Below are 25878 nucleotides of genomic sequence, written 5' to 3'. Positions count from 1 at the left end.
AATTGAATTGGGCGTGCTATTTTTTGTGCGAGGGGAAAATACCTGCGCCCTTCCAAGCCATTTCACAAGAAAGAGCCAAATTATGACGAACCTTCCAAAAATTGCGCAAAAATCGCCTTATCCTGTCGAAGTGACAGCCGGCAAATCCTATTTTTGGTGTACTTGTGGCCAGTCTTCCAAACAGCCTTTTTGCGACGGTTCGCACAAAGATACGGAGTTTGCTCCCCTGAAATACGATGCAGAAGCCGACAAAACGCTGTTTTTCTGCGGATGCAAAGCCACTGCAAAAGCGCCGCTTTGTGATGGAAGTCACTCAAAGCTCTAGCTCTGCGGCGCTCTGAACGTTAACAACAGTTGCAAATGTTCCTCTTTTGTTCTATTCAAGATCAAAGGAGGTGTATGCATGTCTTTTCAATCAAAGTTTCCTGGCCTGTTCACGCCAGAACAAGGCGCATTGCCGATAAAAGAGCCGCAACCCGTGACAAACAAGCAAATGCGGTATGCTCAGGCTATTGCGCTCAAAACCGGAACCGTTGTTCCAAAAGCGGCCGCAGCCAATCGCGCGGCGCTTTCTCAATGGATTGACACTCATCAACCCAAACCGATTGGCGGCAAGTTTTCTAACTATCCATCCTCCAAACAAGTCGAATTTGCGGAGAGGATTGCACGGGCGAAAAACAAAACCATACCGAATGCGTGTTTTCGCGACAAAATCATGATGTCCAAATGGATTGATGGCAACAAACCACGATAAAATTTCCCAATTCTGCAAGTGGAACTGTGCGAGCGCCAAACTAAGTAAGGCTTATGGAAAAAATAGACGTTCTCTATAATGCGGACTGCCCGGTGTGCCATCGCGAAATGGATCACTATGCAAAAATGAGCAAGGCACAGGAACTGCCTCTGCAGTTCGATGACTTGAATGATCCTGAAGCATTGCAGACGTGGGATGTTTCAGCTGACATGGCGGCACAGCGGCTGCATGTGCGCACGTCAGATCAACTGCTGAGCGGAATGCCTGCGTTCATCGTTTTGTGGGAGAGCTTGCCGAGATATCGATGGGTCGCGAAGGTGGTGGGCCTGCCCGGTTTGTATCAAATTGCGAATTGGGGATATGATCACATTCTAGCTCCTTTGATTTATCGCCGACATCAAAAGCGTCTTGCAAAGCAAGGTTTTCCAGCGAAAAAGCAATCAGAAGCATAATACCAGATTGCGCGCGCGTTGCAGCGCAGCATTGGCAAAACACCAATAAACTAAAAGGTTTGCGTTACAGACCGGCCACTGTACGGCGCACTATTTCGATACGTTGGCTATTGGGCGGATGCGTACCCAGGAACTTATCACCGGGATCGGGGATGCGCGTGAAAAACAGAGCACCTCTCAAAGGATCATAGCCTGCGCGCGCTGTGATAACCGTACCCAGCGCATCGGCTTCAAGTTCAAAGCTCTTGGAATAGCTTCTGGCGCCGAGCTGCGCGCCTGTGCGTTGCGCTGTTTCCACAGCCTCAGCGCCGCCGCCCAACAAAACCGCAACGCTACCAGAAATCACGGCGCCAGCAACGGCGTTTTGTTGTTGGCGCGCAATATGTCCTGCAATATGATGGGCCGCTTCATGCCCCAAAACAAAGGCCAGTTCGTCTGCATTTTGTGCGTCATTGATCAAAGCTTGTGTAAAGGCGATGATCGGTCGGCCAGAATTATCAAGCGTTTGAAACGCATTCGCCGGTTGATCCGGTCGCGGGTCGACAACGATTTTGAAGTTGCAATTTACCCGTGACGTGCGCGCGCGACATTCTCTTTCGGCCACGGGTTCCACGGTTTGAACCACCTGCGCAAATGTCTGCGTGCCGCGTGCAACCGGTTCAACCTGTGCGGTTGGCGCTGTGGAAACCGGAGGCGGAACGGTCGTGACCGTACACCCCGCGAGAACTGTGATAGCAAGACCTGTAATGAGCGATGTCCATCGCATAGAGGCGCGTCCTTTGTGGTCGAAAACTCAACGGATCTGACTTTAGCATCCTGACCAGCAGCGACCAGCCCGTTCACGCAGGTTTGTGCCTCTTGCATCATAAGTAACATGGCGTAATCTGCCGCTATGTTTACGATTGAACACGAATTTGATGCAACTGTTGTGACTTTGGTTGATGACGGCGCAGCGCCGCTGCAAGAAGATGTATGCGTACACGCAACCGAAAGCGCTATTTTGTTGAACCAATATGACCCGCGCACAGACAAAACGGTATCTATCACGCTGTCGCCCGAGCAATGGCGCGATTTGAACGCCGCGCTCAACTTGCCCGAGGGCGTCTACCGTGCGCCTTAGGCCATCTCTCTTTGTATCGCCCTACCCCCCTTTTCCCTCTCGGAGACCGTAGTTCATGAGCGTTGGCACCAATATCACTACCTATTTCGAAGGCAGTTGGCACCGCGGCGATGTGCCTATCATGCGTGCTGCGGATCACGGCAGTTGGCTGGGATCAACCGTTTTTGACGGTGCCCGTTTTTTCGCGGGACGCGCGCCCGACCTGGCACCTCACTGCGCTCGGGTGAATCGTTCGGCTGAAGCTCTGATGATCCGCCCCACCGTGACCACAGAAGACATGGTCGAAATCATACGCGAAGGTCTTAAGCACTACGGACCAGAGGACGCCGTGTATATCCGCCCGATGTACTGGGGCATTCATGGCGATACCACCGCGATTGTTCCTAGTCCGGACGCAACTGGTTTTGCCGTTAGTCTCGAACAAATACCGATGGCACCCGCCGAGGCTTCCGCAACTTTGGGGCGCACGCGGTTTCGGCGTCCGGTGCTTGAAGACAATTTGGTCAACGCCAAAGCAGGCTGTCTTTATCCCAATAATGCAAGAATGTTGTTAGAAGTACGTAACAAAGGATTCGGCAATGCGCTGGTAGCGGACGCAATGGGGAACGTCGCCGAAACCGCCACTGCAAATATTTTTATGGTAAAAGATGGCGAAGCATTTACGCCCATTGCCAATGGGACGTTTCTGGCTGGGATCACCCGTGCGCGGCATATGTCTAATATGAAGGCAGATGGAATCACGGTTCATGAAACCGTCCTCACGTTTGAGGATTTCCACCAAGCTGATGAAGTTTTTATGACCGGTAATATGTCAAAAATCACGCCTGTAACCGCGTTCGAAGAGACCCAATATCAAATGGGCCCAATAGCCCGCCGGCTGCGCGAAATGTATTGGGATTGGGCCGCGTCGGAGCCGCTTTAGTCACCCGGCTTCTGACGATCTTTCAAAGATTGAACGAATTTCACTTTCCGATGCGTTTTCCAATGCACCATCCTGAATTTGCCCGGGAGACCACAACCAACTCTCTGCTGGGTCGTGTTTCATAGCCCAATTGCCAAACATTCTGTCCTCGACGGGTTGCGAAACCAGCCTCTGGATATCCACATGCCTGTCGTCTTGGCAAATACGTTTAAAAGTCATCTCGACTTGGCTAGCGGGCCCTTCCAACAACTGCAAAAATATGTCCGACCGGCATATCAGCGCGCCCGTCACATCGCTTTGCGCGTTTCTCACACGCGACGTTGCCAGAATTGATGCCAGCATGTTCAAATCATAGCCGAATGGTCGAGATACGTAGATGAGTTGTAACATGGGCCTGTGTTTCGCCCCCCGTTTCATGCGTCACCATCGCGCTTTGTGAGCTTTGTGTCCATGGGTATTCGCGCGGAGATAGAGATTGCGCCCCTCTCAAACTAAGGTCATGATCCGGTGAAAAGGGGGATATCGTAAGATGCGGAAGTTTCTTGTGGTTCTGGACGATAGTCGCGAATGCCTGAACGCCATGCGATTTGCTGCAATGCGCGCGGCACATACAGGCGGTGGAGTTGAAATCCTCTCCGTTATTCCGCCGGACGAATTCAACCATTGGATTGGTGTCGGCGCAATGATGCGCGAAGAAGCACGCGAACGCATCGAAGTGCACTACGAAGTGTTTGCCAAATGGATGCGCGATCGTCAGGGCATCGACCCGCAACTGGTGATCCGCGAGGGCCCCCCTGTTGACGAGATTCTCACACAGATTCACGAAGATCCAGAGATTGGCGTGTTAGTGCTTGGGGCTGGCACAGGGAAACAAGGGCCAGGTCCGCTTGTGACGCAACTGACTAAGAGCGCGGGCAACCTACCGATACCCATCACCATCGTGCCCGGCGATTTGAGCAAGGAAAAGCTGGAAGCGATTACATGATCGAATAACGCCAAGCGGCAGATCAAAACCAAGATTAGAATGATTCCAAACCTTGACTTGAGCACTTTGGGTCCGCATATCTGAAACATCAACAGGAGACTGCTCATGTTCATTCAGACCGAATCTACGCCAAACCCGGCAACCTTGAAGTTTTTGCCCGGTCAAACGGTTCTCGAAATGGGTACCGCCGATTTTCCAACCGCGGACACGGCGGACAAGTCACCTTTGGCGACGCGCATTTTCGCTGTGGATGGGGTGACCGGTGTGTTTTTCGGAACAGATTTTGTAACTGTGACAAAAACCGATGCAGTCGATTGGGATCATATCAAACCTGCTCTGCTTGGCGCGATCATGGAACATTTTCAATCAGGTCAACCTGTCATCGCAGGAGATCACGCGCCTGCATCCGGTCATGCGGAACACGATGGTGAAGACGGTGTGATCGTCGATCAGATCAAGGAACTTCTCGACAGCCGTGTGCGACCCGCCGTGGCACAAGACGGGGGCGACATCACATTTCACGGGTTTGACCGAGGCGTCGTTTATCTCCACATGCAGGGCGCTTGCGCGGGATGCCCATCGTCAACATTGACGTTGAAAATGGGCATTGAAAACCTGCTGCGTCACTACATCCCGGAAGTTACCGAAGTTCGCCCTGTCGCAACATAACCCTCTGGCGTCAGTGATGTCTTCCTCTTGTCCAGCTGTAACAGGCAGGTGCTACTGCGGTAAAATGACGGTAACATCGAGCAATTCGCCTCTTGTCGTCAACTATTGTCATTGCGCTGATTGCAGGCGTCTCAGCGGCGCACCGGTAGCGGCATTTGCAGCATTTCACGAGGGATCTTTGCAGATTGAACCCGACCCCGGGGTACCTTCTTCGCATACCCCGGGTGTTGTGCGGTGGTTTTGCAAATCCTGCGGATCGCCGCTGGCCGCGCAATATGACTACCTGCCGGGTCAAATCTATGTGCCCCTGGGATTGTTGGATCAGGCTGGAGATTTTCCGCCGGTTATTCACTGCCATGCAGATGCAGCGCTCGCCTGGCTGCAGATTAATGACAATCTTGTTCGGCAGAATGGCAGCGGCAGGGATACTTTGCTTTCCTCCGACCCGTTCAGATGAAGAGCAGACAAAAGGATCAGCAGACAATTGGTCAGCCCAAGATACTGGCTTTTGATACCTCTTCTGCGCATTGCGCCGTCTGTGTTCTTTGCGGAGAAGACATCCTGGCCCAAAGCAGCGAGCCGATGACCAAAGGCCAAGCAGAAAGGCTGCTGGGACTGTGCACGGAGTTAATGAATGAAGCCGGACTGAGCTACTGCGACCTCACAGCACTTGGTGTCGGGATTGGCCCTGGCAACTTCACCGGTATTCGTATTTCCGTTTCCGCCGCGCGCGGGCTTGCCTTGGGATTGGGCGTGCCTTCCGTTGGCATCTCAAGTCTCGAAGCGCTGAGTTATGGCCATGAAACACCTTGCGCCTGCGCGGTCGATGCGCGACGTGGGCAGGTTTATTTTCAGCAGTTTGACGGTAGGGCCGTTCATGACCCAGCAATGGCACCCGCCGATAACTTGCCAGGTTTCGAAGGACCGCTCATCGGCGCAGGTGGTCAGCCTCCGGCACATCCGATAGCTGTCTCCATCGCGCATCTGACACGCGAGCGCTACCTTACCGTCAACACGCGTCCAGCGCCCCTCTATATGCGCCGGGCCGATGCTGCGCCTTCCCGCGACACGCCGCCGCTTATCCTGCCGTGACGCCCCGGGATCTGGCCCAACTTCACCGTGCGGGATTTCCGAATGCGCGCGCCTGGTCCGCAAAGGAATTCGAAGACCTGTTGCGCAGCCCACATGTCTCGCTCAAACACCAAAGTGGTGGGTTTGCGCTCATCCGCAATGTTGCGGGCGAAAGCGAGCTTCTGACGCTGGTGGTTGATCCCGCAAAGCGGAGACAGGGCATTGCGGATAGGTTGATATTGGATTGGCTGAACACGGCTCAAAGCGAATTCGCTTTTCTCGAAGTCGCAGCTGACAATACTGCCGCTCGGCACCTTTATAAAAAACACGGATTCGCGGAGACGGGTCGGCGGAAAGGTTATTATTCCCGCACACATGGCCCCGCAGTCGATGCCGTGCTTATGTCAGTTGCGTTGACCCGCTGATAAGGCCCTTAAATCACCCCCTTGCTTTGAAAAAGCGGTTGACCCTGTCGGTCAGCTAGTTGCTAATTTGATCAGGATCAGAATTAATCTGCTCATATTGGGCGACAACGGGCCGAGAACGGCGCGCAAACGCTCCAAAATCACAAACTGGGAGACACCTGAATGACCCTTATGCAAAAATTCCTTGGCGCAACCGCTGCGATGGCTCTGTTGGCTGGTGCCGCTATAGCCGAACCTGCACTGATTTTCGATCTGGGTGGCAAGTTCGACAAATCCTTCAACGAAGCGGCACATAACGGCGCATCCAGGTGGGCCGAAGAAACCGGCAGCACCTACCGTGAAATCGAACTACAATCCGAAGCGCAACGCGAGCAGGCGCTGCGCCGATTTGCTGATGCCGGCGCGAACCCCGTGATCACCATGGGATTTGCCATGGCTGACCCGCTTTCGAGCGTGGCACCAGACTATCCGGACACAAAGTTCGTGGCGATTGACGTGACCTGGCTTGATACGCCAAACATCCGCCAGATCGGATTTGCCGAACATGAGGGGTCCTACCTTGTCGGCATGCTGGCCGGCATGGCTTCAGAAAGCGGCACAGTTGGCTTCATCGGCGGCATGGACATCCCGCTGATCCGGCACTTTGGCTGCGGCTATGCGCAAGGCGTGAAGGCGGTAAAGCCAGATGCCACTGTGATTGCCAATATGACGGGCACAACACCAGCCGCCTGGAATGATCCAGTAAAAGGCTCCGAATTGACGAAAGCCCAGATCAGCCAGGGCGCGGATGTGGTTTATGCTGCTGCGGGTGGCACCGGCGTAGGTGTGCTACAAACAGCTGCAGATGAAGGCGTATTGTCGATCGGCGTGGACAGCAACCAAAACCACCTGCACCCCGGCAAGGTTCTGACCTCCATGCTGAAACGGGTGGACGTGGCCGTCTATGACGCGTTGAAAGCAGGCGATGCCCTCGAAACCGGTGTCTTCACTTTGGGCCTCGCAGAAGAAGGTGTGGGCTATGCTCTGGACGACAACAATGCGCCGCTGGTGACCAGCGAAATGCAAGCCGCCGTTGACGAAGCACGCGAAAAGATCATTTCTGGTGAATTGGAAGTTGCGTCATACTACGCAAGCGACAGCTGCCCCGCGCTGGACTTTTAAGGCAAGCTGCAACGTGAATGAAAAACGCAAGCCACACGCAACTAATGCTGTGGCTTGCGTCGGACGAAAGGGGAGTGCATGAGCGCGCAGGCACCAGCGATAGAACTCAAAGGCATTTCCAAGTCTTTTGGCCCGGTTCAAGCCAACAAAGACATTTCTATTCGAGTCATGCCGGGCACGATCCATGGGATCATTGGCGAGAACGGCGCGGGAAAATCGACACTGATGTCGATCCTTTACGGGTTCTACAAGGCCGATAAAGGCGAGATTTTTATTGCCGGCCAAAGAACCGAGATCCCCGACAGTCAGTCGGCAATAGCCGCCGGTATCGGCATGGTGTTCCAGCACTTCAAACTGGTTGAGAATTTCACAGTTCTGGAAAATATAATTCTAGGAGCGGAAGATGGACGCCTGTTGCAACCTTCGCTCGCCAAAGCCCGCAAAACATTGCTGGAACTTGAACATGAATACGGCCTGAACGTAGATCCAGATGCGGTCATCGAAGATCTTGGCGTAGGCATGCAGCAGCGCGTTGAAATTCTCAAAGCGCTCTATCGTCAGGCCGATATATTAATTCTGGATGAACCCACAGGAGTTTTGACACCGGCTGAAGCAGATCAGCTTTTTCGCATCCTCGAAAGACTGCGCGCAGAGGGAAAGACCATCATACTGATTACGCACAAGCTGCGCGAAATTATGGAAGCCACCGACACAGTCAGTGTCATGCGGCGCGGTGAAATGACCGCAACTGTCAAGACATCAGAGACTTCGCCCGCCGAGTTGGCCGAATTGATGGTGGGCCGAAAAGTCTTGTTGCGCGTAGACAAGGTGCCGGCCACGCCAGGTAAAGTCTTACTTGATATCAAAAGCTTGCGCGTCTTTGATGATTCAGGCGTTGAGCGGTTGAAAGGCATTGATCTACAGGTACGTGCCGGTGAAATACTGGGCATTGCAGGGGTGGCGGGCAACGGTCAATCCGAACTGCTCGAAGTACTGGGCGGTTATGCCGACGGGACCGGTGAAATTCGCGTTAATGGTCAACCACTGGACCTGAGCGGCAAGTACTCGGACGGTCGCTCACGCCGTGCCCGCAGCATTGCACATGTGCCCGAAGACCGACAACGCGAGGGCCTGATCATGGACTTCTCCGCTTGGGAAAACACCGCCTTTGGGTATCACCGTGATCCCGATTATCAGTCGGGCCTTTTGCTGAACAACTCCGCGATCCGTGCGGACACCGAGGCCAAGATGGATCGTTTTGACGTGCGTCCACCGAACCCGGCGCTCGCAGCAAAGAGTTTTTCCGGAGGCAACCAGCAAAAGATTGTGCTGGCGCGCGAAATTGAACGTAACCCTGATCTCTTGCTGATCGGCCAGCCCACACGCGGGGTGGACATCGGTGCAATTGAGTTCATCCACCAACAGATCGTTGCCTTACGTGACAAGGGCAAAGCTATTTTGTTGGTTTCTGTGGAGCTGGAAGAGATTCTAGCGTTGGCGGACCGTGTTGCGGTGATGTTCGACGGTCACATCATGGGAGAGCGTCAATCGGCCGAGACAGATGAGAAAGAACTTGGGCTGCTGATGGCCGGCGTGGGGAGCTGATAGATGGAAGCGATGCCAAAATGGGCAGAAGTGGTCCTTGTACCGTTGATTTCGTTGATTCTGGCGGCGCTTCTTTCCGCACTGGTCATCCTCGCCATCGGCGAAGACCCGATCGCTGCTGTAAACCTGATGGTGACCGGCGCCTTGGGCAGCACTTATGGATGGGGATACACGCTCTACTACGCGACAAATTTTCTTTTCACGGGACTAGCCGTCTCCGTCGCTTTTCACGCGGGTCTGTTTAACATTGGTGGCGAAGGCCAAGCCATGCTAGGTGGTCTGGGCGTTGCTTTGGCATGTCTACTGATCCCTTGGCCGCATTGGACAATCGCGCTGCTAGCCGCGACGCTGGCCGCGGCGCTTTTCGGCGCGGCATGGGCCGCGATCCCTGCTTTCTTGCAAGCAAAACGCGGCAGCCACATCGTGATCACAACGATCATGTTCAATTTCATCGGGGCGGCGGTGCTGAACTACGTGCTGGTCAATGTCATGCGTCCGCCCGGCAGCATGGACCCTGCAACGGCCCGCTTTCCGGAGACCGTCCATCTGCCAACGTTGCATGACATTCTGGCGCCCATTGGGATCAATTTCTCAAAGGCGGCACCTGCAAATGTTACCTTTGTCATTGCGGTATTGGCCTGTGTGCTTGTGTGGTTCCTGCTTTGGCGCACCTGGCTTGGTTATGAAATTCGCAGCTATGGCAAATCTGAACCTGCGGCAAAATATGGCGGCATCTCCCCGACTGCGATCACGATGATTGCAATGCTGATTTCAGGAGCCCTGGCTGGCATGATGGCCATCAACAACGTGATGGGTGAAGCCGAGCGCCTCGTTCTCAACGCAGTTGAAGGTGCCGGTTTCATCGGCATTGCGGTGGCCCTGATGGGGCGCAGTCACCCCCTTGGCGTGTTTCTTGCCGCCATTCTTTTTGGCTTTCTCTACCAGGGTGGTGCTGAACTGGCGCTTTGGACCAGCATACCGCGCGAATTGATTGTGGTGATCCAGGCGCTTGTTATTCTGTTCACCGGCGCGCTCGATAACATGGTGCGGATGCCGTTGGAGCGTGCATTCCTGATGATGCGTCGGGGGAACACCTGATGGATTTTCTGACGCTCGTTCAACTGCTTGACAGCACGGTTCGTCTTGCCACGCCTTTGCTGTTGGCCTGTCTGGCCGGATTGTTCTCTGAACGTGCCGGTATTTTTGACATCGGTCTAGAGGGCAAAATGCTGGCGGCGGCTTTCTTTTCGGCAGCAATAGCCGCTGTGACCGGCTCCGTCTGGATTGGCCTCTTGGCCGGGATCGCGGCTTCCATGGCCCTGAGCCTGTTGCACGGGCTGGCCTCTATTACGTTCCGTGGCAATCAACTTATCTCAGGCGTGGCGATTAACTTTCTGGCCGCCGGGCTTACCGTGTTGATTGCGCAGGATTGGTTCAGCCAAGGCGGTCGCACCCCTTCACTGATGGGCGGTGCCCGCTTTGAACCGATCACCCTGCCCTTCGCCGAGGCTTTGGGATCCGTTCCCTTCCTGGGACCAATCTACCAGGAATTGATCTCGGGTCACTCGATCCTGGTCTACATCGCTTTCGCGATGGTGCCCCTGTCATGGTGGATCTTGTTCCGCACACGCTTTGGCCTGCGCCTGCGCGCCGTTGGCGAAAACCCAGCCGCCGTGGACACCGCGGGCGTTTCAGTCATTGGAATGCGCTATGCGGCTGTTGTGATCTGTGGTCTGCTCTGCGGGATCGCGGGTGCCTATCTGTCCACCGCACTTCAGGCCGGTTTCGTCAAAGACATGTCGGCCGGGCGCGGATTCATCGCACTGGCTGCTCTGATATTTGCCAAATGGCGGCCTTGGTACGCACTCTACGCCACACTTCTTTTTGGTCTTTTTGGTGCGCTTGAAACCAGACCGGACGTCATTCAGGCCCTCTTGGGCATCAAGGTACAGGGCGCTTTGCTCGGTGCACTGCCCTATGTCATGACCGTGATCATTCTGGCCGGTTTCGTCGGTAAGGCGATTCCCCCGCGCGCAGGCGGCGAACCCTACGTCAAGGAACGTTGACCTGTTAAGACCAGTTTCCGTGATTGTATCAGTCCTAATTGCTGCATGGCAGCAAGAGGCATTGATTTTTTACCCGCCTTTGCTCTAACAGAGGTCATGCAAATCTACCTTCCTATCGCCGAAGTTTCGGTCAACGCCTTTCTGTTGCTGGGTTTGGGCGGGATTGTTGGCATCCTGTCGGGCATGTTCGGCGTTGGAGGTGGTTTCTTGATGACTCCCCTCCTGTTTATTATCGGCATTCCGCCCGCGGTAGCTGTCGCCACAGAAGCCAACCAGATCGTCGCATCGTCTTTTTCTGGAGTGTTGGCCCACCTGAAACGAAAAACGGTGGACCTCAAGATGGGCACTGTTTTGCTCATAGGCGGCCTGATTGGCGCGGCTTTGGGCGTGGTCGTCTTCAATTATCTCAAGGCGCAAGGACAAGTCGATCTGCTGGTCAAGCTTTGCTACGTGGTGTTTCTGGGTGTGATCGGCGGCTTGATGTTCATCGAAAGCCTGAATGCCATCCGCAATACCAAAGCGGGCAAAGCACCGGTACGCAAGAAGCACAACTGGATCCATGGCTTGCCCTTCAAGATGCGGTTCCGGGTTTCCGGACTCTACATATCAGTTATCCCGCCCGTTCTCGTGGGGGTAGCGGTCGGTATATTGGCAGCCATCATGGGTGTGGGCGGCGGCTTTATCATGGTGCCAGCAATGATCTATTTGCTTGGCATGCCGACCAAGGTCGTTGTCGGCACGTCGCTTTTCCAGATTATCTTTGTCACCGCATTTACAACTCTCTTGCACGCCACAACCAACTTCACCGTGGACATCGTTCTGGCGGTACTGTTGCTGGTCGGCGGTGTTATTGGTGCCCAAGTAGGCACCCGCATCGGGGTAAAAATGAAGGCGGAACAATTGCGCATTCTACTTGCCATTATGGTGCTGGTGGTGTGCGGCAAACTGGCGCTGGACCTGTTGTTGATGCCGTCGGAGCTTTACTCAATCGGTGCGGCGTCGGGGCATTGAGCATGGCCAGGCATCTCTTTTGCGCGCTCGTGGCCGCGGCACTCTGGGCATCGGCACCCACGTTGGCAGAGAACGTTGTGCTCGGTCTCAGCCAGGACAAGGTGTCGATCACAACCAATTTTGACGGCTCTGACATCCTCATTTTCGGGGCGGTGAAACGCGAAGCGGCAATTCCCGAAGGACCACCCATTCAGGTAATTGTCACCGTGGCTGGCCCCTCGACGCCCCTGACGGTTCGTCGCAAAGAGAAACGGCTTGGCATTTGGGTCAACACAGATTCGGTAGAAGTAGATCGTGCTCCCAGTTTTTACGCGGTCCAGACCAGCGGCCCCCTGAGGGAAGTTCTGAAAGACACCGAAGATCTGCGCCACAAAATTTCAGTGCCCCGTGCCATTCGTTCTGTTGGTGCGCCATCGAACATTCAGGACGCTGCGAGCTTTACCGAGGCCCTGATCCGTATTCGGAGTGCCGCTGATGTTTATCAATTGCGCGAGGGCGACGTGATTGTCAGCGAGCAGACATTGTTTCGCACAGCGGTCCGCCTGCCTGCGGCTTTGACTGAAGGCGACTACGCCACACGCATATTTCTGACCCGGGATGGCAATGTCATCTCCAGCTATGAGACCACCATCGATGTACAGAAAGTCGGTATGGAACGGTGGCTCTTTGAACTGTCGCGCGGCCAGCCTCTGCTCTACGGCATCATGTCCATCGCCATCGCCATCGCGGCAGGATGGGCGGCTTCAGCCGTTTTTCGCATCTTTCGCGCCTGATCCACGACCGCCGCGCAGGATGGTTTCAGATCGCCTTTTTACCCGCGCCCGATATAGGGCATGCGCGTGGCCATAACGGTCATGAATTGCACATTTGCCTCAGGTGGCATCTCGGCCATATGAAATACCGACCGTGCAGCATTGCTCACATCCATGGTCTCGGTGCCCGGTTGGGATTTTTTCAACTGAACCAGCAGGTCTGTCTCGGCATTGCCAATGTCGATCTGACCGCAGGCAATCCTGAAAGGACGACCATCCAGAGAGAGAGTTTTAGTCAACCCCGTCACCGCATGTTTCGTGGTGGTGTAGCACACTGAATTTGGCCGCGGCACGTAGGCGGACAATGAGCCGTTGTTGATAATCCGCCCGCCTTGAGGCTCCTGCGCGCGCATCTTGCCAAAGGCCAGCCGCGCCGCAATGAACATGCCGCCGATATTGACCTGCATGACCTGCGCCCAATCCTCCAGATCAATCTCGTCAATGGTCGCAGCAGGGCCAAAGAGACCCGCGTTGTTAAACAAGACGTCGATGTGACCAAAGGCGTCGAATGCCGCCTGCATCGCGGATGCATCGGTCACATCGGTCGGCAATGGCATCGCAGTATCATATTGATCCGCCAGCGCGTCCAATAACTCCGCCCGGCGGGCAATCAGACCCACACGCCAACCCGCATCCAGAAATACTTCGGCAGTGGCGCGTCCAATACCGGAACTGGCCCCGGTAATAATGATCGATTTCATAGCAATTCCTCCGATGGGGGTTCAACCAACGACAACGGTGCGACTGGCACGGCACGCAAATCATCGACAACAAGCGGGCCAGTTGGCATTGACAGGCGGTTGCGTACGACCCAGATCAAACGCTCCTGCGCGCGCGTGATCGCGACGTAGGCCAAACGTTTCCAAAGAGGTTGCCCCGCTTCCGAGCGCCCCATGCGTGCAGCCGCATAAAGATCAGGTGCAAAAACCTGGACCGTATCCCATTGACTTCCTTGCGCTTTGTGGATTGTCACGGCTGCCCCATGCAGGAACGTTGCCCCCATACGGGCAGCAAAAGGGATGAAGGGTTCCTCTTCATCCGGTTTCTCGATCTTGACGATCGACGCGGCAGAGACTTGTGGATCTTCTGCACCTATAACGTGCAATCGGCTAAACCCAGGTTTGCGTCCTTCACCCAGAAAGATCACCTGCGCGCCTTTAATCAAACCACGTGCTTCAAGATCCAGTCGCTTTTTGCGGTGTTTCAAGGGCAGTTCCAACCCATCGCAAATCAGAGGCTCCCCCTCCAGCAGGGAGTCTTCAGGCGCGTCATGCACTTGACGAAAGGCATTGATCAGGCGAATGCGCGTGGCATTGCGCCAGACCAATACCGGGCTGCGGGCCATCAGATCAACTTCGACCCTTTGCCCCCAAATGACACGCTCATCGCGGGCAGCGGCCTCTTCCACCATCCGCTCAAACCCTTCGAAACTCAGCTCAGGGTCACCCAGTGCATGCGCCAGATCGAGAATCGGGTTGTCCGCCTTTTGCCGGTGAATACGGTTGAGCGTCAACACGCGGCTCTTCGGCAATTTCTCAAAAACCATCGTACCGGATTGGTTGACGGGCGCGAGCTGCGCAGGGTCTCCAAAAAGTAATAGCGTCGGAAATATCTCCTTGAGATCTTCAAATTGCTTGTCATCAAGCATTGAGGATTCGTCAACAAAACCAATATCCAATGGCTCTTCGCGTCGTTTCCAGCCCGTGATGAAGTCCGACCCGCGCAGCCCGGCGGCAGCCAATGCGCCCGGGATCGATTTGTTGCTTGCATAAAAATTCGCGGCGCGATCAAGCGCCAAATCCGTCAAGCCTTCGACTTCAGGACGTTCCTCGCCACCTGTCGCCAGCCACTCGGCCAAACGCTCATATTCGGGGTCATAGACAGGGGTGTAGAGAATGCGATGAATAGTCGTCGCGGGTACACCATGCAAACGCAGCACGCTCGCAGCTTTGTTGGTCGGTGCCAGGATCGCCAAGCTGCGTTTGTGACGACGGTTACGAGATTCGTAATCACCCGAAACGACCTCGACTCCGGCATTTTCGAGCGCCCGGTAAAGCTCAGCAAGCAACAGCGTTTTACCCGATCCAGCTTTCCCCGTGACAGCCATGGCACGCGTCGCTGAGCCTTTGGGTGGTGTCAGGAGTTGCTCATCCAGATCAACACCGGCACTGCGCAAAACCTCCACTACGGTATCGTAAGCGGTAGCCTGGTCATCTGAAAAGGTGAGCGCTGTGTTGGTCATGGCGCGACCCTACTCGGGGTTCGCGCCGGGAACCAGATCAACTTGCCGCCAAACCCCATGCTGATGATGCTACGGGGAGATAGATCATGTGCTCATGCACACATTTTGAATTCAATCGGTTCTTGAACAGACGTATAGTTCCGATTGAAGGAGGCATGGAACCAAGCTTTGGACACTTCTCTGGTGATACCTACACGGGCCAAATTGCGTGCAATTGTTTTTGGTGTGATTTCCCATGTTCCAACCGCGATACGGTCGCCTGCAGCATCCATTTCCGGATCGACACCCAGGACATCCGCGTCGATGTAGCTCAAGCTGAACACACGCTCCATTTTCTCGAAAAAGACACCCACGAAGTGTTCCAACGCGAACTCATCCATCAACTCTCCTGCGGCCACGACAAGAGCAGCGGTGGCGCGACGGTCTGCATTTGGCGAGATGCAAAAGCGCGTGCATTCCCAGATGAGCGGGCTTTCAATCCTGACGCCGCCCGTCAGATGCGCAAAATGTTCGTTGACCATTGTTTGACCGACGGTTGGCATCATCCGCATGGAACCGCCGTGCGATCCATCGGGCATCTCCCAAATGATGTAGAGCGGGTTGAGCGCATCATATTGATCCATCTCATGACCATTCTCATCTACGGTTACGGCGTCCCATCCCAAACGATTGGCAAACTGTGCTGCGCGGTCACGAAACATTGTGTCACGAAGTTTAGGGAAGTTTGCGAGATCAGTACCGTAGACGTAATGCAGCATGTTGGGACTCCAGCGTTGTGTTTCAACAAACCTGAAGCATTCCTGTTAATGTTGGCTTTCTTGCCCGCGCGCACGGATTTCGCGTTTCTTACGCCACCGCGCAAGAACTGCTACATTTCGTTAACGATTTAGGCGACAATCATACCGCTGTTGATCGCTCGGGCCACGGCGTGTGTGGTGTTCAGAGCTCCGAGTTTGTGCCTTGCGGATTCAATATATACGCGAAGGGTGTGCTCCGATATTTTCATGTGGTGCGCAGCCTGTACTCGACTCAACCCTCTTGCGAGATAGGTCAAAGCGCTCAGTTCGCGCGGTGACAGTTTTCCAAGCATTTTGTCCGCACCACGTTCTTCAAACTCCAGACCCTTCTTGTTGAACTCGTACGCGATGATCATAAAATCGCGCTTGTAGTTGCGTATGAATGCGTTCCATTCTTCATCGTCTCGGGTATCGTTGATGCTCAGTACGGCATATTGGCCACTTGGTCCGCGGATTGGTATTGCCAGGCCCTGTGCGCCAACACCATGTTCCAATGCGTCTTTTAGAAACCCTCTCACCGGCTTGGGCGTCCAGTCCAGATCTTTCCAGTTTACCGGGTCAAATCGCTGGAAACAGCCCAGAACCACCGGATCGATCTTATTGTATCCTTTCTCGACATACCGCTCTGCCCATTCGGGACTGTATGTACCGGCACCGTAGTTTTCGCCTACACTGTTGACCCAGTAGTAAACTACATGCTTGACGTCATAAACGTCACGCATGCGGTAAGTGACTTTGTAGAGTAGCTCAAGCGTGTCCGCCTGTTCCAACTCCTCCAAAATCGTTTCTGCTCGATTGGTCGTCACCATCTAGGTTGCCCTGCGTTCTCTCGTGAAGGGCGGCGATCTCGGCAAGAGCAACAATTGCGGTGTCATCCAACTGCTCGGCCAATACCGGCAAGTCATTTGCGGTGGCAAATGTTTTCAAGTCCGTAAGAACGTCCAAAATCCAGTCACTTCTCATATCAGACTCGCCTTTTATAGGTTAACTTTGAATTAACACAACTATAACATGTAGAATTTTTGGTTGAAATTCGCATTTCTGTACTCCCCATAAATAGCGAGGTCAGAAAAGGTAAGTCTTTGAATCGATACATGTACACACGTATAACGGGAAACGCCCACGGCACTTTCTAGTGAATCGTGGGCGTAGGGTATGGTAACCGGCTTTAAACAAGCGTTAACGGCCGGCTTCCAATGCATCTTCGAATGTACGCAGTCCGGTTGTCGGCGATTGAACAAGCACGGACATGTTTCCAGGCTTATGCGCATTGTGCAGCATTTTCATGTGAGCTTGCGGCAAATCCGCCCAGGTGAAGACTTCTGACATACAAGGGTCCAGCCGACGTTCCAACATTAGGTTATTGGCAGCACTGGCTTGTTTGAGATGAGCAAAGTGACTGCCTTGCAGGCGCTTCTGATGCATCCACATGTAACGCACATCAAAGGTCAGGTTGAAACCGGTGGTACCCGCACAGATTACAACCATGCCGCCCTTTTTCACCACAAATGTCGAGACCGGGAAAGTCGCTTCGCCAGGATGTTCAAAAACCATGTCGACGTTCACACCTTTACCGGTAATGTCCCAGATGGCCTTGCCGAACTTGCGCGCCTCCTTGAACCACTCTGCATATTCCGGTGTGTTGACCGTGGGCAATTGACCCCAACAGTTGAAGTCTTTTCGGTTGAGCACGCCTTTTGCGCCTAGATCCATGACAAACTCGCGTTTGCTCTCGTCAGATATCACACCGATCGCGTTGGCACCTGCCGTATTAATCAACTGGATCGCGTAGGACCCAAGACCCCCGGAGGCGCCCCAAACCAAAACGTTCTGACCTGGTTTCAGATCATGCGGTTCGTGGCCGAACAGCATCCGGTAAGCGGTGGCGAGCGTCAGAGTATAGCAGGCACTTTCTTCCCAAGTCAGATGTTTTGGGCGTGGCATCAACTGTTGGCTTTGCACCCGCGTAAATTGCGCAAAGGATCCATCCGGTGTTTCATACCCCCAAATCCGCTGGGTCGGGGAGTACATCGGATCGCCGCCGTTGCATTCCTCATCATCACCATCGTCCTGGTTGCAGTGGATCACCACCTCATCGCCCACTTTCCAGCGTGTCACACGATCGCCCACGGCCCAAACAATGCCCGACGCATCCGACCCTGCGATGTGGTAAGGCTCTTTGTGGCCATCAAACGGGCTGATCGGCTGACCTAACGATGCCCAGACACCATTGTAATTGACGCCAGCTGCCATCACCAGAACCAGAACGTCCTGACTGTCGAGCACGGGGACATCGACCACTTCCTGCAGCATGGCAGAATCTGGATCACCATGCCGTTCCCTCCGAATTGCCCATGCATACATTTGCTTGGGCACATAACCCATTGGGGGCATTTCGCCCATTTCATAGAGGTCCTTTTCCGGTGCCTCATAGTGCGAGATGGTTGTATCCAGTGCCATACCAGCCTCCAGCTTTCTAAGTCATACCCATTCAAAACATGCCGCAGTGCAGAACCGAGGCGCTATTTGGCTTGGATAGGGGCATTTGCGCAATATTGCAACACATCTGGCATCATTTTTGTAATTTTATGACCGAGCGACTGCAGAAATTATGCTGCGTTCGCATCCTGGGGGAACCGGTGTGCAATGGAACGCGCGTAAAAGGCCAATACAGGCGCCTGTTCTTTGATCACCTGCCAACCTTCCGGCGTTTCCTGAACGACATTGTGTTTTTTCAACTGGACCAGCGCCTGTTCGACAGCCTGTTGCACATTTTGAGCTACCTCCGGTGGCATATGTCCTTCCACGTTCTCCGCATGTTTTTGTACCTGCAGAGTGATCTCTTGCTTCAAAATGGGCGTAGATTGTTGTGCCAAAACATGGGCAACAAGTGGCACGGCCAGAACTGGCATGACTTCTTCTATCCGCGCCATTAGATTTTCGGCCAGATCTTCTACCGCCCGTTCCGGCCCAAAACTGCGCAGGGAGATCGGTTCGCCAAAAACAACTGCCGCCGTACCAAAACGTGTGATCCGCCCGCGCAACCCTTGCCAAAACTTGCTCACGATAAAGCGCACCACAACCGAAATGCGCGCGCCGAAACGCCGGTCCCCCCGCGCAGCCGCGGCAATCAAAACACGATCCTCCAGCACGCGGTCATAGTTGATTGCTACCGGAACAAAGACAAAATCTCGCCCCTCCGGATCAAATCCTTCCAGCACGTAAGTCAGTAACCCCATCCTAGGAGGCATCAGCTTGCCGTTCAGGCTCAACCCGCCTTCGGGAAAGATCGCCTGCGCCACGCCGCCTGCGGTCGCCATCTGAACGTAGCGGGCAAGCACCTTTCGATATAGCCCCCCACGCGACATGCGCCTTATGAAATAGGCCCCCATCATCCGGATCAGGCGGCTCAACGGCCAGACTCGCGCCCATTCACCGACAGCGTAGGACAAGGCAGAAGTGCGCGCCGCAAGGTAAGTCACGAGAACATAGTCCATGTTCGAGCGGTGGTTCATTATGAAAACAACCGTGGCATCCTTGGCAATACCATGGATCACCGCGTTGTTGCCGGGTCCTGTCCAGACCGTATAAATCGAATTGACGAGAACACGCGCCATGCGCGTGCCCAAACCAAAATAGGTAAAAGCGCTGAAGCTTGGTACGATCTCGCGCGCGTAGGCACGGGCGCGTTCGAAAGCCACGTTTTCCGGCACTTTGTTGTGTTTGGCGTGGTTGACAATTTCTCGGGTGACCTCTGGGTCGTAGATCAAACGTTGGATCATGTCATAACGGCGCGCCAATTTGAACGGCTCAATCGGGCGGGTCAGGCGCGTGTTCAACCGAGTCACCGCGCGTTCCAGTCGGCGCCGGAAAAACCAGCGCACAGAAGGAAACAGGAAATGCGACGCAAAAGTCACGGCAGCAAAGAGCACGATAAGCACAAAGAGCCAGAGCGGGATTTCTACGACCTGCGTCATGCGCCAACCCTTGCAGGACCAACAGCCAAGAACAATATTAAATAAATGGACTACTATATATCAATGGGGATTCAGCAGGACGAACACAGCACAATTGCAACACTCTATTGGCAAGCCTTCGGGTTCAAACTAGGGCGCGTTCTGGGACCGGATGCACGTGCCCAAACGTTCCTGTGCAACGTTTTGGACCCCGATTTTGCTTGGGTTGCGCGAAACAACGGGGATAAAATAATAGGAATCGCCGGTTTCAAAACTGCTCAGGGTGCGCTTGTGGGCGGCGACTACGCTGACCTCAAGGACGTATATGGCGCCTGGGGCGGTCTGTGGCGCGGGCTTTTGTTGTCTGTCCTTGAGCGCGACCTTGACCCCGATGTATTGATGATGGATGGCATCTGCGTCGACGAAACCGCCCGTGGACAAGGGGTCGGCACGGCTTTGTTGGATGCGATCAAAAACCACGCAAGCGCGCTGGGGAAAAACGGTGTGCGGCTCGATGTCATTGATACCAATCCGCGCGCCAAGTCCCTCTACATGCGGCGCGGCTTTGAAACGCAAAAGATCGAAACCACCGGACCGTTTCGCTATGTTTTTCGTTTTAAGGAGGCAACCCAGATGCTCTGGCGCACAGACAAAAATTAACCATCTTCGCCGCAATGCAGCGAATTGACACCAGCATAATGTTTCAAGTAATAACCTCTCAGCGAAATATAATTACCGATACTGATTCACGAGGTCCGTATGACAGACGCCGTTAAAGATCGCCCCTGGTTAATCCGCACTTACGCCGGGCATTCGACCGCACAAGCCTCAAATGCGCTCTATCGATCGAACCTCGCCAAAGGGCAAACCGGGCTCTCCGTTGCCTTCGATCTGCCAACACAGACTGGTTATGACAGCGACCATATTCTGGCGCGCGGTGAAGTCGGCAAAGTCGGTGTACCGGTCAGCCACCTAGGCGATATGCGCACATTGTTTGACGAAATTCCGCTGGACCAGATGAACACCTCGATGACGATCAACGCGACCGCCCCGTGGTTGCTGGCGCTCTATATCGCGGTGGCCGAAGAACAGGGCGCGGATGTCTCCGCATTGCAGGGCACCGTCCAAAACGACCTGATCAAAGAATACCTGAGCCGTGGCACCTACATCTGTCCCCCTGCGCCAAGCCTTAGGATGATCGCGGATGTGGCGGAATACTGTTACACGAACGTGCCCAAATGGAACCCGATGAATGTCTGTTCCTACCACTTGCAAGAAGCGGGAGCGACGCCGGAACAGGAACTGGCGTTCGCGCTCGCCACAGCCACTGCTGTGCTGGATGCGTTAAAACCACGTGTGCCGGCAGAAGATTTCCCCGCCCTGGTGGGACGTATTTCGTTTTTCGTGAACGCCGGCATCCGTTTTGTAACCGAAATGTGCAAGATGCGCGCCTTTGTCGATCTCTGGGATGAGATCTGCCAGGAGCGCTACGGGGTTGAAGACCCGAAATTCCGCCGTTTCCGCTATGGCGTGCAGGTAAACAGTCTCGGGTTGACGGAACAACAGCCTGAAAACAACGTCTACCGCATTCTGATCGAAATGCTGGCTGTGACACTTTCAAAAAAAGCCCGCGCCCGCGCCGTGCAACTGCCCGCGTGGAACGAAGCACTTGGGCTGCCCCGCCCGTGGGATCAGCAATGGTCCATGCGGATGCAACAGATCATGGCCTATGAAACCGATTTGCTGGAATTCGATGACCTTTTTGACGGCAACCCGGCCGTGGATGCCAAGGTTGAAGCTCTGAAAGAAGGCGCGCGCCATGAATTGGCGGGACTTGACGGCATGGGCGGCGCGATCGAGGCCATCGACTATATGAAAGCGCGTCTGGTGGACAGCAACGCCGACAGGCTTGGCCGCATTGAGGCGGGCGAAACAATCGTTGTCGGCGTCAATAAATGGACACAGGGCGAACCCTCGCCTCTGATGACCGGCGATGGGGGCATCATGGTGGTCGACCCGGCGGTAGAGGCGGAACAAATCTCGCGTCTGGACGCCTGGCGCGACGCGCGCTCCTCCGACGCGGTCAAAAAAGCGCTGGCCGATCTGCGCGCAGCCGCCGCTGAGGGCCGTAACGTGATGGAACCTTCGATCGCAGCGGCCAAAGCCGGTGTCACAACCGGCGAATGGGCTGCTCAAATGCGTGCAGTACACGGCGAATATCGCGGCCCAACCGGTGTCTCTGGTGCACGGTCGAACAAGACGGAAGGTCTGGATGACTTGCGCGCGGCGGTGGACACCGTCAGCGACAAGCTGGGACGCCGCCTGAAATTTCTGGTCGGCAAACCGGGGCTTGATGGCCATTCCAATGGCGCTGAGCAGATTGCGGTACGCGCGCGCGATTGCGGTATGGACATCGCCTACGAAGGCATCCGCCTTACCCCGGCCGAAATCGTCGCCGCCGCTCAGGAAGATGACGCCCATGTTGTAGGTCTTTCGATCTTGTCAGGTAGCCACATTCCCCTAGTCGAAGATCTGATGCAACAGATGCATGCGGCAGGCCTTGGCAATATTCCGGTCATCGTGGGCGGGATCATTCCGGATGACGACGCAGAACGGCTCCGCGCCATGGGTGTTGACCGGGTCTACACGCCAAAGGACTTTGAGTTGAACACCATCATGATGGACATTGTCACCCTCGCCGATCCAAAGGCCGTCGCTGCCGAATAATCGCGGAAGGAACGGCCGCCTCTTTTCCCTTGTTCCTTTGGTGCGCCGCAGGCAAGTTGTGCGCGACAAAAAAGGGAACTCATAAATGACCATCCATATTGGTGCTGCCCCCGGTGACATTGCTGAAACCGTTCTGATGCCAGGCGACCCGTATCGGGCGCGATGGGCTGCAGAGACCTTTCTGGATGGTGCCAAGCTGGTCAATGATGTGCGCGGCATGCTGGGGTTTACAGGCATATACAAGGGAAATCGCGTCACGATCCAGGGGTCGGGTATGGGGATGCCGTCGCTGTCGATTTACGCAAACGAATTGATCTCGCAGTACAATGCCCAAACCCTGATCCGCATCGGGTCCTGTGGCGGAATGCAGGCCCATGTGGCCGTGCGTGATGTCGTCGTCGCGATGTCTGCCACCACCATCACGTCGCCCTCCTCCGGCATTTTCAGAGAGGTGAATTACGCCCCCACAGCCAATTTCGACTTACTGGTTGCGGCGGTCGCAGCGGCCAAGGCAAGGGGGACAACAACACATGTGGGCGGCATTTATTCCTCGGACGTGTTCTATGCCGAGCGCCCGGATCTCGACGAGCAAATGGTCCGGCACGGCATTTTGGGCGTCGAAATGGAAGCCGCTGAGCTCTACACGCTGGCCGCACGCCATGGGCGGCGCGCGCTAGCGGTCTTGACGGTGAGCGACCATTTGCAAACAGGCGAAGCACTGCCCGCAGAAGACCGCGAAAAGACTTTTGGCGACATGGTGGAAATCGCGCTTGAAGCCGCCTTTGCGTGAGGCTCAATCGCCATGAGTTCGGTCATAGCTGGTCGGCGCAGGAGGGGTCCAACCTGACAAAGCGTCAGGTTTGGGCGAAAAAATCTCGACCAAGAGCGGATGGCAAGCCGCTGCATCGCTTGAGTGTTCAGACGAACAATCGCCGCCAGGACAAGCACTGAGATTGCCCAACAGATCGATTTCCGCGAAAAATTCCAGATAGTCGCCCGGGCGCACCGGTGAGGCTTTCATGAAGTACTGGCCAGTATCGCGCGTGAACCCCGTACACATGAAAACATTGAGCACGTCATGCACATAGGTCTCAGCGGCATCACGTGGGAGATCAAGGTGATGCGCCAACGAGCGAGTCAGGTTTGAATGACAACAATGATGATACTGCGCACCTCCGGACAGCAATGCGTGAGTGTAGGGATCGCAGCGCGTCCCAATGACATCGTGTACGGAGCCCCCAAAGGCGTCTATCCCATACCAGTCCAAAGTATCATGAGTTATCGTTGCCATCGGACGCAAAAACGGAAAGCAGGACCACATTCGGTGCCCTGTCGTGATATGCGTGCCGTGCAAGGCCCTTGTCTTTCCCGAAAAAAATTTCTCAGACAGATCATTGGCATTGTGGAGGTTCAGATCACCGACCTGTGAGCCCTCGACGCTCGATATGCGAAAAAAATGCCCGGCAGGAACGGAAAAACAACGCGCGCCCCGAGCAGGCACAAGACATTCATCTGTCTTGGTGAGATCGCGGCGCACGTCACTATACAGCGACATATCCGGCGTAGGCAGAGTTTCCACCGGATAACAAATCACAGGTTGGATCGCGCGCCGCGCGTCAGCGTCGTCAGGTTTCATTGGCCCTCGCAAAATTGATGTCGGTGCACCCCACCAGTCATTTAGTAACGAAACACAACGCACTGCAAGGGGCCGCGGTTTGCCCGCCGGGTTCCCAGTGGGTAATGGACCAGTGCAACGAGTGGACGTCCCGAAGCATTGATGCCGGGATCAGTTCTCAATCGAGTCGCTGAAACCGTTGCCTTGTGCAATCATGTTCCAGAAACAACAAGCGCCGCATCTTTTCGCAAAGGCGCGGCGCACTGAAATTTGCCTTTTGGTGACTGGCGTTCAAACTCGCCGCTCGACCATCATCTTTTTGATGTTCGCAATCGCTTCCGCCGGATTCAGTCCCTTGGGACAGGTTTTTGCGCAGTTCATGATCGTGTGGCACCGATACAGCTTGAACGGATCTTCCAGATCATCCAGTCGTTCGCCTGTGGCCTCGTCCCGGCTGTCTATGATCCAGCGATAGGCGTGTAGCAAAGCGGCGGGTCCAAGATAGCGGTCGCCGTTCCACCAGTAACTCGGGCAGGATGTGGAACAGGACGCACACATCACACATTCATATAGCCCATCCAGCTTTTTACGGTCCTCAATGGACTGTTTCCATTCTTTGGCAGGACGGTTCGTCTTGGTCTCCAACCACGGCATGATCGAGGCCTGCTGCGCATAGAAATGAGTCAAATCCGGGCTAAGATCCTTGACCACAGGCATATGGGGCAGCGGGTAGATTTTGATATCCCCTTTAACCTCGTCCATCCCGTAGATGCAGGCGAGCGTGTTGATCCCGTCGATATTCATGGCGCAGGAACCGCAAATACCCTCGCGGCAGGACCGCCGGAACGTCAGCGTCGGGTCTATTTCGTTTTTGATCTTGATCAGCGCGTCCAGAATCATCGGACCACATGTATCCAGATCAACAAAATAGGTATCGACACTCGGGTTTTCGCCGTCATCAGGGTTCCACCGATAAATGGAAAACTTCTTGAGGTTGTTCGCCCCATCCGGCTTGGGCCAGGTTTTGCCCTTCGTCATGCGGGAATTTTTTGGCAGCGTCAGTTGAACCATGTCCGGTCTCCTGTCTGATCTAAAGGGTTGCGAGGGCGGCAGGAGCTGCGGCGCGCAGGCATGATTGAGTTTCCGGACGGGACAAAACCGTCCTTATGGTATCTGCGGTATTTTCATCCGCGCCGGTCACCGCATCCGCGGCCAAGGATTGCACCTCACTGGCATCCGCATTGTCGATAACGCAATCAGTGAACGGCTGAAACAGCTGTTTTGGCACCTGTGGGAAATACACAGCAAGGGCTTCCGGCATAACGGTCTTCGCCGCATTCCGCCCTGCCGTATCGGTCGCCTGTTGCACTTCGACGCAGGCAGTGAGAGTCAGCGCGAAGAGTATCAATAAAAAAGCACGCATACCTATCAGTCTCTCCTTGTGTTTGCTTTGCGAACCAATCCAAGAAAAGGGCTTAACTCGCATTT

At 54.7% G+C, this 25878-nt stretch carries 30 protein-coding genes; 19 read left to right on the top strand and 11 right to left on the bottom strand.

Annotation, left to right across the window (positions count from 1 at the left end; all coding sequences use genetic code 11):
* Positions 1–82: 82 nt before the first annotated feature.
* The 3 genes from AB8B75_RS19980 (at position 83) to AB8B75_RS19970 (ending at position 1206) form a co-directional block, all read left to right on the top strand.
* Entirely contained in the window at positions 83–325 is a 243-nt protein-coding gene (locus AB8B75_RS19980; protein WP_405364684.1) for a CDGSH iron-sulfur domain-containing protein, read from the top strand.
* Positions 326–403: 78 nt separating this feature from the next.
* Entirely contained in the window at positions 404–754 is a 351-nt protein-coding gene (locus AB8B75_RS19975; RefSeq protein ID WP_405364642.1) for a hypothetical protein, read from the top strand.
* A 53-nt stretch (positions 755–807) separates the two neighbouring features.
* The gene (locus AB8B75_RS19970) at positions 808–1206 is read left to right on the top strand and encodes a thiol-disulfide oxidoreductase DCC family protein (RefSeq protein ID WP_405364641.1); all 399 of its coding nucleotides are present in this window, start codon (positions 808–810) and stop codon (positions 1204–1206) included.
* A 64-nt stretch (positions 1207–1270) separates the two neighbouring features.
* Here AB8B75_RS19970 and AB8B75_RS19965 read toward each other — a convergent pair whose 3' ends face one another.
* Positions 1271–1972: a M48 family metallopeptidase gene (locus AB8B75_RS19965; protein WP_405364640.1), complete on the bottom strand. Its 702-nt coding sequence runs from the start codon at positions 1970–1972 to the stop codon at positions 1271–1273.
* Between the two features lie 126 nt (positions 1973–2098).
* Between AB8B75_RS19965 and AB8B75_RS19960 the strand changes: the two genes are divergently transcribed.
* Together AB8B75_RS19960 and AB8B75_RS19955 are read left to right on the top strand one after the other, a co-directional pair.
* Positions 2099–2326: a hypothetical protein gene (locus tag AB8B75_RS19960; protein ID WP_405364638.1), complete on the top strand. Its 228-nt coding sequence runs from the start codon at positions 2099–2101 to the stop codon at positions 2324–2326.
* A gap of 55 nt (positions 2327–2381) precedes the next feature.
* Entirely contained in the window at positions 2382–3248 is an 867-nt protein-coding gene (locus tag AB8B75_RS19955) for a branched-chain amino acid aminotransferase (RefSeq protein WP_405364636.1), read from the top strand.
* Here AB8B75_RS19955 and AB8B75_RS19950 read toward each other — a convergent pair whose 3' ends face one another.
* The gene (locus tag AB8B75_RS19950; protein WP_405364635.1) at positions 3249–3638 is read right to left on the bottom strand and encodes a BLUF domain-containing protein; all 390 of its coding nucleotides are present in this window, start codon (positions 3636–3638) and stop codon (positions 3249–3251) included.
* Positions 3639–3777: 139 nt separating this feature from the next.
* On the opposite strand from AB8B75_RS19950, the gene AB8B75_RS19945 reads away from it, so the two are divergent.
* From AB8B75_RS19945 to AB8B75_RS19895, 11 genes are all read left to right on the top strand, one after another.
* Positions 3778–4233: a universal stress protein gene (locus AB8B75_RS19945; protein WP_405364633.1), complete on the top strand. Its 456-nt coding sequence runs from the start codon at positions 3778–3780 to the stop codon at positions 4231–4233.
* Positions 4234–4338: 105 nt separating this feature from the next.
* Complete coding sequence (locus AB8B75_RS19940; RefSeq protein ID WP_405364631.1) at positions 4339–4902, top strand: NifU family protein; 564 nt, start codon at positions 4339–4341, stop codon at positions 4900–4902.
* A gap of 16 nt (positions 4903–4918) precedes the next feature.
* On the top strand, positions 4919–5359 hold the full coding sequence (locus AB8B75_RS19935; RefSeq protein ID WP_405364629.1) for a GFA family protein: 441 nt from the start codon (positions 4919–4921) through the stop codon (positions 5357–5359).
* Positions 5356–5994 (top strand): tRNA (adenosine(37)-N6)-threonylcarbamoyltransferase complex dimerization subunit type 1 TsaB, encoded by a 639-nt coding sequence (gene tsaB / locus AB8B75_RS19930; protein ID WP_405364627.1) that lies wholly within the window; start codon positions 5356–5358, stop codon positions 5992–5994. Before AB8B75_RS19935 ends, tsaB begins: the two co-directional genes overlap by 4 nt.
* Entirely contained in the window at positions 5991–6398 is a 408-nt protein-coding gene (locus AB8B75_RS19925; protein WP_405364625.1) for a GNAT family N-acetyltransferase, read from the top strand. Before tsaB ends, AB8B75_RS19925 begins: the two co-directional genes overlap by 4 nt.
* A 162-nt stretch (positions 6399–6560) precedes the next feature.
* The gene (locus tag AB8B75_RS19920) at positions 6561–7559 is read left to right on the top strand and encodes a BMP family protein (protein WP_405364623.1); all 999 of its coding nucleotides are present in this window, start codon (positions 6561–6563) and stop codon (positions 7557–7559) included.
* Between the two features lie 78 nt (positions 7560–7637).
* Complete coding sequence (locus AB8B75_RS19915) at positions 7638–9164, top strand: ABC transporter ATP-binding protein (protein ID WP_405364621.1); 1527 nt, start codon at positions 7638–7640, stop codon at positions 9162–9164.
* A 3-nt stretch (positions 9165–9167) separates the two neighbouring features.
* Positions 9168–10262: an ABC transporter permease gene (locus AB8B75_RS19910; RefSeq protein ID WP_405364619.1), complete on the top strand. Its 1095-nt coding sequence runs from the start codon at positions 9168–9170 to the stop codon at positions 10260–10262.
* Positions 10262–11230 carry an ABC transporter permease gene (locus tag AB8B75_RS19905; protein ID WP_405364617.1) on the top strand — a complete coding sequence of 323 codons (969 nt, stop codon included), beginning with the start codon at positions 10262–10264 and terminating at the stop codon, positions 11228–11230. Before AB8B75_RS19910 ends, AB8B75_RS19905 begins: the two co-directional genes overlap by 1 nt.
* A 96-nt stretch (positions 11231–11326) precedes the next feature.
* A complete protein-coding gene (locus AB8B75_RS19900) occupies positions 11327–12241 on the top strand; it encodes a sulfite exporter TauE/SafE family protein (RefSeq protein WP_405364615.1) in 915 nt (304 codons plus the stop codon).
* A gap of 2 nt (positions 12242–12243) precedes the next feature.
* Positions 12244–13014: a TIGR02186 family protein gene (locus tag AB8B75_RS19895; protein ID WP_405364613.1), complete on the top strand. Its 771-nt coding sequence runs from the start codon at positions 12244–12246 to the stop codon at positions 13012–13014.
* Positions 13015–13052: 38 nt separating this feature from the next.
* On the opposite strand, the gene AB8B75_RS19890 is transcribed toward AB8B75_RS19895, so the two are convergent.
* The 6 genes from AB8B75_RS19890 to AB8B75_RS19865 form a co-directional block, all read right to left on the bottom strand.
* Positions 13053–13754, bottom strand: coding sequence for an SDR family oxidoreductase (locus AB8B75_RS19890; protein ID WP_405364611.1), 702 nt, complete (start codon positions 13752–13754; stop codon positions 13053–13055).
* A complete protein-coding gene (locus tag AB8B75_RS19885; protein WP_405364610.1) occupies positions 13751–15295 on the bottom strand; it encodes an ATP-dependent RecD-like DNA helicase in 1545 nt (514 codons plus the stop codon). The genes AB8B75_RS19890 and AB8B75_RS19885 overlap by 4 nt, the downstream gene beginning before the upstream one ends.
* A gap of 92 nt (positions 15296–15387) precedes the next feature.
* Positions 15388–16053 (bottom strand): acyl-homoserine-lactone synthase, encoded by a 666-nt coding sequence (locus AB8B75_RS19880; RefSeq protein ID WP_405364608.1) that lies wholly within the window; start codon positions 16051–16053, stop codon positions 15388–15390.
* A gap of 128 nt (positions 16054–16181) precedes the next feature.
* Positions 16182–16901, bottom strand: coding sequence for an autoinducer binding domain-containing protein (locus AB8B75_RS19875; RefSeq protein WP_405364606.1), 720 nt, complete (start codon positions 16899–16901; stop codon positions 16182–16184).
* Between the two features lie 370 nt (positions 16902–17271).
* Positions 17272–18552, bottom strand: a complete 1281-nt coding sequence (ccrA, locus tag AB8B75_RS19870) for a crotonyl-CoA carboxylase/reductase (RefSeq protein ID WP_405364605.1) — start codon at positions 18550–18552, stop codon at positions 17272–17274.
* 149 nt (positions 18553–18701) lie between these two features.
* On the bottom strand, positions 18702–20069 hold the full coding sequence (locus AB8B75_RS19865) for a 1-acyl-sn-glycerol-3-phosphate acyltransferase (RefSeq protein ID WP_405364603.1): 1368 nt from the start codon (positions 20067–20069) through the stop codon (positions 18702–18704).
* 45 nt (positions 20070–20114) lie between these two features.
* On the opposite strand from AB8B75_RS19865, the gene AB8B75_RS19860 reads away from it, so the two are divergent.
* The 3 genes from AB8B75_RS19860 (at position 20115) to deoD (ending at position 23565) form a co-directional block, all read left to right on the top strand.
* Positions 20115–20708 (top strand): GNAT family N-acetyltransferase, encoded by a 594-nt coding sequence (locus tag AB8B75_RS19860; protein WP_405364601.1) that lies wholly within the window; start codon positions 20115–20117, stop codon positions 20706–20708.
* 99 nt (positions 20709–20807) lie between these two features.
* On the top strand, positions 20808–22775 hold the full coding sequence (locus AB8B75_RS19855; RefSeq protein WP_405364599.1) for a methylmalonyl-CoA mutase family protein: 1968 nt from the start codon (positions 20808–20810) through the stop codon (positions 22773–22775).
* A gap of 85 nt (positions 22776–22860) precedes the next feature.
* On the top strand, positions 22861–23565 hold the full coding sequence (deoD, locus tag AB8B75_RS19850; RefSeq protein ID WP_405364597.1) for a purine-nucleoside phosphorylase: 705 nt from the start codon (positions 22861–22863) through the stop codon (positions 23563–23565).
* A gap of 3 nt (positions 23566–23568) precedes the next feature.
* Here deoD and AB8B75_RS19845 read toward each other — a convergent pair whose 3' ends face one another.
* The 3 genes from AB8B75_RS19845 to AB8B75_RS19835 all read right to left on the bottom strand — a co-directional run bounded on the left by AB8B75_RS19845 (position 23569) and on the right by AB8B75_RS19835 (position 25813).
* Positions 23569–24411, bottom strand: coding sequence for an urea carboxylase-associated family protein (locus AB8B75_RS19845; RefSeq protein WP_405364595.1), 843 nt, complete (start codon positions 24409–24411; stop codon positions 23569–23571).
* A gap of 270 nt (positions 24412–24681) precedes the next feature.
* A complete protein-coding gene (locus tag AB8B75_RS19840) occupies positions 24682–25461 on the bottom strand; it encodes a succinate dehydrogenase iron-sulfur subunit (RefSeq protein ID WP_405364593.1) in 780 nt (259 codons plus the stop codon).
* Between the two features lie 19 nt (positions 25462–25480).
* Complete coding sequence (locus AB8B75_RS19835; protein ID WP_405364592.1) at positions 25481–25813, bottom strand: hypothetical protein; 333 nt, start codon at positions 25811–25813, stop codon at positions 25481–25483.
* Positions 25814–25878: the final 65 nt, after the last annotated feature.

The sequence above is a fragment of the Roseobacter sp. genome, assembly GCF_045106495.1.
GTDB lineage: Bacteria > Pseudomonadota > Alphaproteobacteria > Rhodobacterales > Rhodobacteraceae > Roseobacter.
This window is presented reverse-complemented; position numbering and strand designations above follow the sequence as displayed.

Coding starts and splice junctions, on each gene's coding strand:
- AB8B75_RS19940 (WP_405364631.1), top strand. CDS start 4,339: ATGTTCATTCAGACCGAATCTACGCCAAACCCGGCAACCTTGAAGTTT.
- AB8B75_RS19890 (WP_405364611.1), bottom strand. CDS start 13,754: ATGAAATCGATCATTATTACCGGGGCCAGTTCCGGTATTGGACGCGCC.
- AB8B75_RS19845 (WP_405364595.1), bottom strand. CDS start 24,411: ATGAAACCTGACGACGCTGACGCGCGGCGCGCGATCCAACCTGTGATT.
- AB8B75_RS19960 (WP_405364638.1), top strand. CDS start 2,099: ATGTTTACGATTGAACACGAATTTGATGCAACTGTTGTGACTTTGGTT.
- AB8B75_RS19920 (WP_405364623.1), top strand. CDS start 6,561: ATGACCCTTATGCAAAAATTCCTTGGCGCAACCGCTGCGATGGCTCTG.
- AB8B75_RS19840 (WP_405364593.1), bottom strand. CDS start 25,461: ATGGTTCAACTGACGCTGCCAAAAAATTCCCGCATGACGAAGGGCAAA.
- AB8B75_RS19895 (WP_405364613.1), top strand. CDS start 12,244: ATGGCCAGGCATCTCTTTTGCGCGCTCGTGGCCGCGGCACTCTGGGCA.
- AB8B75_RS19970 (WP_405364641.1), top strand. CDS start 808: ATGGAAAAAATAGACGTTCTCTATAATGCGGACTGCCCGGTGTGCCAT.
- AB8B75_RS19885 (WP_405364610.1), bottom strand. CDS start 15,295: ATGACCAACACAGCGCTCACCTTTTCAGATGACCAGGCTACCGCTTAC.
- AB8B75_RS19905 (WP_405364617.1), top strand. CDS start 10,262: ATGGATTTTCTGACGCTCGTTCAACTGCTTGACAGCACGGTTCGTCTT.
- AB8B75_RS19855 (WP_405364599.1), top strand. CDS start 20,808: ATGACAGACGCCGTTAAAGATCGCCCCTGGTTAATCCGCACTTACGCC.
- AB8B75_RS19950 (WP_405364635.1), bottom strand. CDS start 3,638: ATGTTACAACTCATCTACGTATCTCGACCATTCGGCTATGATTTGAAC.
- tsaB (WP_405364627.1), top strand. CDS start 5,356: ATGAAGAGCAGACAAAAGGATCAGCAGACAATTGGTCAGCCCAAGATA.
- AB8B75_RS19975 (WP_405364642.1), top strand. CDS start 404: ATGTCTTTTCAATCAAAGTTTCCTGGCCTGTTCACGCCAGAACAAGGC.
- AB8B75_RS19880 (WP_405364608.1), bottom strand. CDS start 16,053: ATGCTGCATTACGTCTACGGTACTGATCTCGCAAACTTCCCTAAACTT.
- AB8B75_RS19945 (WP_405364633.1), top strand. CDS start 3,778: ATGCGGAAGTTTCTTGTGGTTCTGGACGATAGTCGCGAATGCCTGAAC.
- AB8B75_RS19980 (WP_405364684.1), top strand. CDS start 83: ATGACGAACCTTCCAAAAATTGCGCAAAAATCGCCTTATCCTGTCGAA.
- AB8B75_RS19935 (WP_405364629.1), top strand. CDS start 4,919: ATGTCTTCCTCTTGTCCAGCTGTAACAGGCAGGTGCTACTGCGGTAAA.
- AB8B75_RS19965 (WP_405364640.1), bottom strand. CDS start 1,972: ATGCGATGGACATCGCTCATTACAGGTCTTGCTATCACAGTTCTCGCG.
- AB8B75_RS19860 (WP_405364601.1), top strand. CDS start 20,115: ATGGACTACTATATATCAATGGGGATTCAGCAGGACGAACACAGCACA.
- deoD (WP_405364597.1), top strand. CDS start 22,861: ATGACCATCCATATTGGTGCTGCCCCCGGTGACATTGCTGAAACCGTT.
- AB8B75_RS19900 (WP_405364615.1), top strand. CDS start 11,327: ATGCAAATCTACCTTCCTATCGCCGAAGTTTCGGTCAACGCCTTTCTG.
- AB8B75_RS19915 (WP_405364621.1), top strand. CDS start 7,638: ATGAGCGCGCAGGCACCAGCGATAGAACTCAAAGGCATTTCCAAGTCT.
- AB8B75_RS19865 (WP_405364603.1), bottom strand. CDS start 20,069: ATGACGCAGGTCGTAGAAATCCCGCTCTGGCTCTTTGTGCTTATCGTG.
- AB8B75_RS19955 (WP_405364636.1), top strand. CDS start 2,382: ATGAGCGTTGGCACCAATATCACTACCTATTTCGAAGGCAGTTGGCAC.
- AB8B75_RS19835 (WP_405364592.1), bottom strand. CDS start 25,813: ATGCGTGCTTTTTTATTGATACTCTTCGCGCTGACTCTCACTGCCTGC.
- AB8B75_RS19910 (WP_405364619.1), top strand. CDS start 9,168: ATGGAAGCGATGCCAAAATGGGCAGAAGTGGTCCTTGTACCGTTGATT.
- AB8B75_RS19875 (WP_405364606.1), bottom strand. CDS start 16,901: ATGGTGACGACCAATCGAGCAGAAACGATTTTGGAGGAGTTGGAACAG.
- ccrA (WP_405364605.1), bottom strand. CDS start 18,552: ATGGCACTGGATACAACCATCTCGCACTATGAGGCACCGGAAAAGGAC.